The 9,549-nt window shown below is 53.7% G+C and carries 8 protein-coding genes and 1 rRNA gene; 6 read left to right on the top strand and 3 right to left on the bottom strand.

Annotated features, from left to right (window positions below):
- Nucleotides 1–107: 107 nt before the first annotated feature.
- Nucleotides 108–1,223: a tRNA/rRNA methyltransferase gene (locus QMZ65_RS25000; RefSeq protein WP_097119809.1), complete on the bottom strand. Its 1,116-nt coding sequence runs from the start codon at nt 1,221–1,223 to the stop codon at nt 108–110.
- A gap of 156 nt (nt 1,224–1,379) precedes the next feature.
- On the opposite strand from QMZ65_RS25000, the gene trxC reads away from it, so the two are divergent.
- The 6 genes from trxC to QMZ65_RS24965 all read left to right on the top strand — a co-directional run bounded on the left by trxC (nt 1,380) and on the right by QMZ65_RS24965 (nt 7,923).
- The gene (gene trxC, locus QMZ65_RS24995; RefSeq protein WP_034825465.1) at nt 1,380–1,799 is read left to right on the top strand and encodes a thioredoxin TrxC; all 420 of its coding nucleotides are present in this window, start codon (nt 1,380–1,382) and stop codon (nt 1,797–1,799) included.
- A gap of 78 nt (nt 1,800–1,877) precedes the next feature.
- Nucleotides 1,878–2,570, top strand: coding sequence for a tRNA-uridine aminocarboxypropyltransferase (locus QMZ65_RS24990; protein ID WP_097119810.1), 693 nt, complete (start codon nt 1,878–1,880; stop codon nt 2,568–2,570).
- A gap of 85 nt (nt 2,571–2,655) precedes the next feature.
- Nucleotides 2,656–3,426, top strand: a complete 771-nt coding sequence (locus tag QMZ65_RS24985; RefSeq protein ID WP_283216928.1) for a YaeF family permuted papain-like enzyme — start codon at nt 2,656–2,658, stop codon at nt 3,424–3,426.
- Nucleotides 3,427–3,469: 43 nt separating this feature from the next.
- On the top strand, nt 3,470–6,121 hold the full coding sequence (locus tag QMZ65_RS24980; RefSeq protein ID WP_283216927.1) for a bifunctional acetate--CoA ligase family protein/GNAT family N-acetyltransferase: 2,652 nt from the start codon (nt 3,470–3,472) through the stop codon (nt 6,119–6,121).
- Nucleotides 6,122–6,243: 122 nt separating this feature from the next.
- Complete coding sequence (pssA, locus tag QMZ65_RS24970; protein ID WP_097119813.1) at nt 6,244–7,599, top strand: CDP-diacylglycerol--serine O-phosphatidyltransferase; 1,356 nt, start codon at nt 6,244–6,246, stop codon at nt 7,597–7,599.
- Nucleotides 7,600–7,602: 3 nt separating this feature from the next.
- Complete coding sequence (locus QMZ65_RS24965; RefSeq protein WP_058959193.1) at nt 7,603–7,923, top strand: YfiM family lipoprotein; 321 nt, start codon at nt 7,603–7,605, stop codon at nt 7,921–7,923.
- Here the strand turns inward: QMZ65_RS24965 and QMZ65_RS24960 are convergent, their stop codons facing one another.
- Complete coding sequence (locus tag QMZ65_RS24960; RefSeq protein WP_160869954.1) at nt 7,924–9,228, bottom strand: MFS family transporter; 1,305 nt, start codon at nt 9,226–9,228, stop codon at nt 7,924–7,926. It lies immediately after the preceding gene.
- Between the two features lie 212 nt (nt 9,229–9,440).
- A 5S ribosomal RNA gene (rrf, locus tag QMZ65_RS24955) occupies nt 9,441–9,549 on the bottom strand; the annotation flags it as partial.

Below are 9,549 nucleotides of genomic sequence, written 5' to 3'. Positions count from 1 at the left end.
GTTCCCAAGGGTGGTGAAAGAGAGACCCTATAAATATCCGACAGCCAGAAGAAAAAATGCCAGTCAGGCTTAACTGACTGGCATTAGGCCTTTCGGCCCGTTTTCTTTTATGCGTTCTGGCGCCACCATTCGGCGAGCAGAATGCCAGTCGCCACGGAGACGTTAAGACTCTCAACGTTGCCGGTACCGCCAATCGACAGGCTGATATCACCCTGCTGGAAGGCGCTGTCGGACAGACCTTCACGCTCCTGACCCAGTACCAACACCATTTTGGCTGGCAGCTCAGCTTTCGCCAGCGGCGTGCCTTCATGGCTTGAAGTCGTCACGATGGTGTAACCCGCTTTGCGGAAGGCTTCCAGACCGCTGGCAAAACTTTCACCGCTGATCGCCTGCACATGTTCTGCGCCACCTTCGGCAGTACGTACTGCCGCGCCCGATTCCAGCAGGGAAGCATCGTTAACCAGCAAACCTTTCACACCGAAGTGTGCGCAGCTACGCATGATGCCACCGAGATTGTGCGGGTTGCTGACATCTTCCAGCGCCAGCACGCAATCCCTGGTATCCGCTTTTTTCAGCCACTCAGAGACTTCCATGCCTATACGTTTCTTGATGATGAAGCACACGCCGCCGTGGTGTTCGGTGCCTGAAGCCTTAGTCAGCTCGGCATCATCCACCACGTGGTAGGCTTTACGGTTGGCCGCTAACCAGCGCAGCGTTTCGCGGAAGCGCGGGGTGACGCTCTGGATAAACCAGGCACGTACAATGCTCTCTGGACGGCTGGCAAACAGCGCCTGGCAGGCATTTTCGCCGTAAACGCGCGTCTCTTCCTGACGCTGACGGCGAATCTGCTCGGGATCGATCACCGGCTTATTGCTCGCTGCCTCATCAATCTGGCTATCGTCCGCTACCGGTGGGCGTGAAACGGTGCGCCACGGAGAATCACCAAAGCTGCGATTGTCATCACGATCGTCGCGACGACCGAAGCTGCGACCGCGGTCAGCATTGCGTGCATCACGCGCGGGCGTTCCGCGTCCACCTGCACTGCTGCGACCACCTTCTTCATTATTACGTGCAGTACGAGGACCAGAACGACGATTATCTTCCTGGCGCGCAGCAGGACGGCCGCCTTTGCCGGTACGGGGATTTGGCTTTTGGCCTGCATCCTCATCACGTACATACATCACTTTTACCTTGCCGCTTTTGCCTTTAAATTCGTCGTTCATTTGTTCCTCCTGCATTGAGAGCGCGAAGATTACCTGATGTGCTGGAGCTTAGCTATCAACTATTGAACCTATTGGGCAATCCAGATTGAGCATAGCACTCAACCTTTTCATAATGTTCGGCAATCATAACATTTACAGGTCCGGTTTGAGGTGACGATGAATACTGTATGTGCCTCCTGTCAGGCAACTAACCGCGTTCCCGAGGAACGTATTGCCGATGGCGCCAAGTGTGGTCGCTGTGGCGACGAGCTGTTCAATGGTGAAGTCGTGAATGCCACGGCAGCCACGCTTGATAAATATTTGCAGGACGATTTGCCCGTGGTGGTCGACTTTTGGGCGCCGTGGTGCGGTCCGTGCGTGAACTTCGCGCCTGTTTTTAAGGATGTCGCTGACGAACGCCGCGGTAAAGTGCGCTTTGTGAAAGTGAACACGGAAGCCGAACCGGCACTCAGCTCACGCTTCCGCATCCGCAGTATCCCGACCATTATGGTGTTCAAAAAAGGTGAGATGGTCGACATGTTAAACGGGGCAATGCCCAAAGCGCCGTTTAATGAGTGGCTCGACGAATCACTTTAAGCACCTCAGGCCAGCCCCTGTGCTGGCCTTGCCGTTCGCCTTCCATTAAACTGGCGTTTTTTTCCTGCCTGCGATTCTATGTCTGAAAATGCCGTTCTGCGCTTACGTGCGCAACGTTTAGCACGCGCTACGCGCCCGTTTCTTGCCCGTGGCAATCGCGTGTTGCGTTGCCAGCGTTGTCTGTTGCCGCAAAAAAATTGCCTGTGTGCCACGCTGCAACCGCAGCTAGCACGCAGCCGTTTTTGCCTGGTGATGTTCGATACCGAGCCGATGAAGCCGAGCAATACCGGACGCCTGATTGCCGATATCCTGCCTGATACGCTGGCGTTTGGCTGGTCACGCACCGAACCTGATGAAGCGATGCTCGCAGCAGTGCAAACCACCGATTATCAGCCACTGGTAGTATTTCCGGGCTCGTATGCCGATGCAGGCAGGGAAGTCCTCATCACACCTCCGCTCACCGGCAAACCACCGCTATTTATTATGCTGGATGGCACCTGGACCGAAGCCCGCAAAATGTTCCGCAAAAGCCCCTGGCTGGATGCGTTCCCGGTGATGTCACTCAACGTTTCCACACCGTCGCGCTACACGCTGCGGGAAGCGCACGGCGAGGGCCAGCACTGTACCGCTGAAGTGGCCGCCGCGCTGCTGGAACAGGCTGGCGATGTTGAGGCAGCAAGCGCGTTACAGCAGCATTTTGAGCATTTCCGCCACGCTTATTTGGCAGGCAAGCCGCATCATCCTGTGCACTATCAGGAAAGTGTGCTGTAGGGATCGCCTGATTTTTTAACTCGTCCGTTTGATTTATAGTCGCACATCGCCATGGAGTTGGCTCCCAACATAAGGATGATGCGCTATGAAAGTCTGGTGGCTTGTTGTGCTGCTGATAGCGGGCTGCAGCACGGCACCGCAAACTGACCGCCCTTACCCACTGCCGTTACAATCCGTTAGCACACGCCCAGGTGGCATCATTAGCGTTGCTGAATTGCAGCCCGGTGATTTGCTGCTCTCCTCCGCCACCTCGCCTCAATCCTGGGGCATTCGCCTGATTAGCTTCAGCGGTGTCAGCCATGCCGCAATCTACCTGGGTGATCGGCAAGTGGCGGAAGCCGTGGGCAGTGGTGTCAAAATCATTCCGCTGCAACAGGCTATTGAGGAGAGTAATAACGTGTTGGTGCTACGCGTGCCCAGCCTCACTCAAGACCAAAGCTCGCTGTTGCGCGAATTTGCCCACCAGCAACAAGGCAAAAAATACAATTTCAAAGGTATCGTGATGTTCATGCCGTTTATGGTTTCGCGCCGCGTCTGCGAGCTGCCGCTGATGCACGAAAATCTACGCAGTGCCTGTCTCACTGCATTAGCGCGCGTGCAACTCGCCGACGTTGACGATCCTCAAGCCAATCGCTTCTTCTGCTCAGAATTCGTCATCGCAGGATATCGCCATGCAGGCGTCGAGCTACTTCAGGGACAGGCGAGCTGGGTCAGTCCGGCTGATCTCATGCATCTGCGTGATGGAGATGTCTCAGCATGGCATAGCGAGCAGAATATGCAGTACATCGGCCATTTAAAGCGCTGGAACCTTAAAGAGATCCTCAGCCTGCGATCGGCGAGTCGGCAAGCAGAGTAAAAAGCGTTTACAATCATGCCAATCTTGATGTCGGGAGCGGATGATGAGCCAACGCGGACTGGAAGCACTGTTACGACCTAAATCAATCGCGGTGATTGGTGCGTCAGTTACACCGGGGCGCGCCGGCTACTTTATGATGCGTAATTTGCTGGCTGGCGGATTTAGCGGTCCGGTGCTGCCGGTCACGCCGAAGTATAAAGCCGTAAGCGGTGTGCTGGCCTGGCCGGATATTGCCAGCCTGCCGTTCGCGCCCGATCTCGCCATTATCTGTACTCATGCCAAACGCAATCTGGAGCTGCTGCAGCAGCTGGGTGAAAAAGGCTGCAAAGCCTGCATCATTCTCTCCTCGCCCGCCAGTCAGCTTGAAGAGTTGAAAGCCTGCGCCAGCCAGTGGCAAATTCGCCTGCTCGGCCCGAACAGTCTGGGATTGCTGGCCCCGTGGCAAGGATTAAACGCCAGCTTCTCGCCGGTGCCGATCGCAAAAGGACGCATTGCCTTTATTTCTCAATCCGCTGCGGTATCCAACACCATTCTTGATTGGGCTCAACAGCGCAATCTCGGCTTCTCCTGGTTTATCGCTTTGGGCGACAGTCTGGATATTGATGTTGATGACTTGCTGGATTTCCTGGCGCGTGACGGTAAAACCAGCGCTATTCTGCTCTATCTAGAGCATCTCAGTGATGCGCGCCGCTTTGTTTCGGCCTCTCGTAGCGCCTCACGCAATAAACCGATTCTGGTGATCAAAAGCGGTCGCAGCCATCAGGCACAGGCGATGATTGGCACACTCAGCGGGCTGGATGCAGCATGGGATGCCGCGATTCAGCGTGCCGGTTTGCTGCGGGTGCAGGACACGCATGAACTGTTTTCCGCGGTGGAATCGCTAAGCCATATGCGTCCATTGCGAGGGGATAGATTGATGATCATCAGCAACGGCGCAGCCCCCGCAGCCTTAGCACTGGATGAGCTGTACGCGCGTAATGGCAAACTGGCTACGCTGAGTGATGAGACTTTACAAGCCTTGACCACGTTGTTGCCCGAGGGCGTTGGGCGCGGTAATCCGCTGGATCTCAAGGACGATGCCACCCCTGCGCGCTATGTTGCCTGCATTGAACAACTACTGGATAGCCATGAACTCGATGCATTAATGATTATCCATGCCCCGAGCGCCGTGTCTCCCGCCACCGAAACGGCCGAGCAAATTATTGCGACAGTGGCAAAACATCCGCGCGGCAAACAGGTGACACTTCTCACTAACTGGTGTGGCGAATACTCGTCACAAGCCGCTCGTCGTGCTTTCACTCAGGCCGGAATCCCCACCTGGCGCACGCCGGAAGGCACGGTGACCGCTTTCATGCACCAGGTCGAATATCGCCGTAACCAGAAGCAATTGCGTGAAACCCCCGCTTTGCCGATAGGCCTGACACAAAATAGTACGCAGGCGCACCAGTTGATTCAGCAAGCGCTGGATCAGGGGATCAACACGCTGGATACCCACGAAGTGCAACCGGTGCTGCAAGCGTATGGTTTGTCGACGCTACCGACCTGGATTGCGAGTGACAGCCGTGAGGCCGCCACTACTGCCGATCAGATTGGTTATCCGGTGGCGCTTAAGCTGCGGTCGCCGGATATTCCACACAAATCAGAAGTTCAGGGCGTGATGCTGTATCTGCGCAGTTGTGAGGAGGTCGAGCAGGCCGCTGAAGCGATATTTGATCGCGTGCGCCATACCCATCCTCAAGCCCGAATTGATGGATTGCTGGTACAAAGCATGGCGAATCGTGCGGGTGCGCAGGAATTACGCGTGGTGGTGGAGCAAGATCCGCTGTTTGGTCCCATCATTATGCTGGGTGAAGGCGGCGTAGAATGGCAGGCCGATAAACAGGCTGCCGTCGCACTTCCCCCATTGAACATGACGCTGGCGCGTTATCTGGTGATTCAGGCGATGAAGAGCGGCAAAGTGCGCAGTCGCAGTGCGTTGCGTCCACTGGATATTGCCGGGCTGAGCCAATTGCTGGTGCAGGTTTCAAATCTGGTGGTAGATTGCCCGGAGATCCAGCGGCTGGATATCCATCCGCTGCTGGCCTCCGCGAATGAATTCACCTTGCTGGATGTCACGCTGCAACTCGCGCCATTTACTGGTGATAACGAAGCGCGTCTGGCTATCCGTCCTTACCCGCATCATCTTGAAGAACAAGTACAGCTGAAAGATGGGCAGTATTGCCTGTTCCGTCCGATCTTGCCGGAAGATGAACCACAACTGCGCGCGTTTATCGCTCAGGTAACGAAAGAAGACCTTTATTATCGTTATTTCAGTGAGATCAATGAGTTCACGCATGAGGATCTCGCCAACATGACCCAAATCGACTATGACCGAGAGATGGCCATTGTTGCAGTACGACAGCACAACGGGAATGATGAGATTATTGGTGTGACGCGTGCGATCTCGGATGCCGATAACATTGATGCGGAGTTTTCGGTGCTGGTGCGCTCCGATCTTAAAGGACTCGGGATGGGCAGACGATTGCTGGAAAAGATGATCCGCTATACGCGCGATCATGGTCTGCAACAATTGAACGGTATCACCATGCCACACAACACCGGCATGATTACGCTGGCACGAAAACTGAATTTTCGTGTGAATATTCAATTGGATGATGGCATTGTCAGCCTGAATTTACCGCTCGGTGAGGCGTGATGATATCCTGTACAGAAAGGTAAAAATCCTCCTTATCAGGCCGGTTGATGTTATTATTTACCGTTAGGATCATGATTTGATGGCAAAAGGCCATGCAATGAACAGAGAAGAAGTGCACTGTGATGTTGTCTAAATTTAAACGCAATAAACACCAACAACACCTCGCACAGCTGCCTAAACTGTCACAATCCGTGTCGGATGTGACCACGCTTTACTCGCCTGCCGAGTTCCGTGAGACCCTGCTGACGAAAATCGCTGCGGCTGAAAAACGCATCTGCATCGCCGCGCTCTATCTCGAGAACGACGACGGCGGGCGTGGCATCATGCAGGCGCTCTATGCTGCGCGTCAGGCACGTCCGGAGCTGGATATCAGTATTCTGGTGGATTGGCATCGCGCGCAGCGTGGCCGAATTGGCGCCGCTCGTGGACTGACCAACGCTGATTGGTATTGCGAGATGGCAGCACAGCATCCCGAGATCGCTATTCCAGTGTATGGCATTCCCGTTAACACGCGTGAAGCACTTGGCGTACTGCATCTGAAAGGCTTCATTATTGATGACACCTTACTGTATAGCGGCGCCAGCCTGAATGATGTTTATCTGCATCAGCATGATAAATATCGCTATGATCGCTATCAGCTAATCCGCAATCCACAATTGGCGGACACCATGTACGCGTGGATTTGCGAAAATCTCAAGCAGTCCGATGCGGTTAATCGCCTTGACCAGACTGAGCGTCCATCCAGCCCTGAAATTAAAAACGAAACACGCCAGTTCCGCCAGGATTTGCGCAGTTTTAACTACCAGTTCGCGGGGAATACTGACAATGACTCACTGGCGGTCACGCCGCTGGTGGGCCTTGGCAAACGCAGTCTGCTCAATAAAACCATCTTCCATTTGATGCCGTGCGCCGAGCGTAAACTGACGCTGTGCACGCCTTACTTCAACCTGCCAGCGATCCTGGTGCGTAATCTGATCCACCTGCTGCGTCAGGGTAAAGAAGTGGAGATCATCGTGGGCGATAAAACCGCCAACGATTTCTACATCCCGCCTGACCAGCCGTTTAAAATCATCGGCGCACTGCCCTATCTGTATGAGATCAACCTGCGACGCTTTCTGAGCCGTTTGCAGTATTACGTCAATAACGGCCAGTTGACGGTGCGTTTGTGGAAAGACGGCGAAAACAGTTATCACCTGAAAGGCATTTGGGTGGATGACGAGTGGATGATGATTACCGGTAATAACCTTAATCCGCGCGCCTGGCGACTGGATTTGGAAAATGCGGTGCTTATCCATGATCCGAAGAATGAGCTGGCAGAACAGCGCGAGAAAGAGCTGGCGTTGATTCGTGAACATACCACGACGGTCCAACACTTCCGCGAATTAGAGAGTATTTCTGACTATCCGGCGAAGGTACGTAAGTTAATCCGTCGTCTACGCCGTATCCGTATTGACCGTCTTATCAGTCGCTTACTCTAACAGATGCGTGCGTTCATCCTCTGCGTAGTTTTACTTTGTAGTGGATGTGCGCATGTGGCACAAGATAACTGGACCGGTAAGGACAAAGCCGAACACTTCTTCTCTTCTGCCGTGCTAGCCGCTGCCGGCAGTGAAATCTCCCAACACCAGCATCAAAGCCGTGGACAAAATTTACGTTTTGGCTTTTTGTTCTCGCTGAGTTTTGGCGTAGGAAAAGAGTTATATGACAGCCGCTCTTCGGGGAGCGGCTGGAGTTGGAAAGATCTCAGCTATGACGTGGCGGGAGCGGCCACTGGCGTTGCCTTGTGGAATTTAAGCCAATAATCACAGTGCAATGCCCTTCCCTTTGCGATGGAGCATCAGGGAAATAACGAAGGCCAATGCCCCCATCGCCGACACATACCAGAAGAAACTGGTTTCAATCCCCTCTTTCTTCAGCAGTAAAGCGACATACTCGGCCGAACCACCAAAGATCGCATTAGCCACCGCATAAGATAAGCCAACACCTAGTGCGCGCACTTCTGGCGGGAACATTTCTGCTTTCAGAATGCCACTGATGGCGGTATAGAAGCTGGTGATAATCAGCGCCAGCATGATCAGTGCAAATGCGGCCCAACCGCTCTGCACATTTTGCAGCATCATCAGGATCGGCACGGTACAGATTGCTGCACCCGCACCAAAGATCATCATCGAGGATCGACGACCGATCTTATCTGAAAGCGCTCCAACGATCGGCTGAATCAACATGAAGACGAATAATGCAGCAGTCATCAATCCGCTGGCACTGCGTGCATCCATCCCTGCCGTGTTGACGAGATACTTTTGCATGTAGGTGGTAAAGGTGTAGAAGCTCAGTGAACCGCCGGCAGTAAAACCCAATACCATCAGAAATGCGCGTGAGTGATTGCGCAGCAAACCCATAACGCTGCCCGCATCTTTATGTTCACGATTCTTTTTCTCGGAGGTTTCATTCAGTGAGCGACGCAGCCACAGAGCGACCACAGCCAGCACGGCGCCAAGGAAGAAGGGGATACGCCAACCCCAACTCCGCAACTCTTCGTCGCTGAGGATCTGTTGCAGCACTACCACGGTAAGAACCGCTAACAGCTGCCCGCCGATCAGCGTCACATACTGGAATGATGCGTAAAATCCTTTACGGCCTTCTAAAGCGACTTCACTCATGTAAGTAGCGCTGGTGCCATACTCTCCTCCCACTGACAACCCTTGAAACATACGCGCCAGCAGCAGGATCACCGGTGCCGCTACGCCAATTTCGCCGTATCCTGGCAGGCAGGCGATCACCAGGGATCCTAAACACATCATGCAGACAGAAATCAGCATTGAGTTTTTACGTCCATGGCGATCGGCGATATAGCCAAACAGCCAGCCACCAATCGGACGCATTAAAAATCCAGCGGCGAATACACCTGCTGTTTGCAGTAACTGCGTAGTGGTATCGCCTGCCGGGAAGAATACATGCGCGAAATAGAGTGAGAAAAAGGAGTAAACGTAGAAATCGAACCACTCGACCAGGTTGCCCGATGACGCGCCAACAATCGCCCAGATGCGTTGTTTGCTGTTTATCGTTGATTCAGATGGTGCCACTTTTTGTTGTAGTGAGTCGGTCATGTCTTACCTCATTTCCTTGCGATAAATTAATGCCAAAGGATTCAGTAAAGCATGTGTTGGGCGGTTTCGGGAATTGGATGACGTTGAAGGTGCTAATTTGTGATTAGTAAGGGATTTTGGGGGTGAAATTAGGGCGATTGCATGCAATTTCAGCGTTATATAGACGTAAAAAAACCCTGAACTTTCGTTCAGGGTTTCTTCACTTGTTTGATGCCTGGCAGTTCCCTACTCTCGCATGGGGAGACCCCACACTACCATCGGCGCTACGGCGTTTCACTTCTGAGTTCGGCATGGGGTCAGGTGGGACCACCGCGCTACAGC

This window comes from Pantoea sp. EABMAA-21 (assembly GCF_030053335.1).
In the GTDB taxonomy this organism is placed as follows: Bacteria; Pseudomonadota; Gammaproteobacteria; order Enterobacterales; family Enterobacteriaceae; genus Pantoea; species Pantoea communis.
Note: the sequence above shows the minus strand (reverse complement) of the source record. Positions and strands in the feature narration are given on the sequence as shown.

Bases quoted from the DNA above. Each gene is read 5' to 3' on its own strand.
- QMZ65_RS25000 (WP_097119809.1), bottom strand. From the start codon at position 1,223: ATGAACGACGAATTTAAAGGCAAAAGCGGCAAGGTAAAAGTGATGTAT.
- trxC (WP_034825465.1), top strand. From the start codon at position 1,380: ATGAATACTGTATGTGCCTCCTGTCAGGCAACTAACCGCGTTCCCGAG.
- QMZ65_RS24990 (WP_097119810.1), top strand. From the start codon at position 1,878: ATGTCTGAAAATGCCGTTCTGCGCTTACGTGCGCAACGTTTAGCACGC.
- QMZ65_RS24985 (WP_283216928.1), top strand. From the start codon at position 2,656: ATGAAAGTCTGGTGGCTTGTTGTGCTGCTGATAGCGGGCTGCAGCACG.
- QMZ65_RS24980 (WP_283216927.1), top strand. From the start codon at position 3,470: ATGAGCCAACGCGGACTGGAAGCACTGTTACGACCTAAATCAATCGCG.
- pssA (WP_097119813.1), top strand. From the start codon at position 6,244: ATGTTGTCTAAATTTAAACGCAATAAACACCAACAACACCTCGCACAG.
- QMZ65_RS24965 (WP_058959193.1), top strand. From the start codon at position 7,603: ATGCGTGCGTTCATCCTCTGCGTAGTTTTACTTTGTAGTGGATGTGCG.
- QMZ65_RS24960 (WP_160869954.1), bottom strand. From the start codon at position 9,228: ATGACCGACTCACTACAACAAAAAGTGGCACCATCTGAATCAACGATA.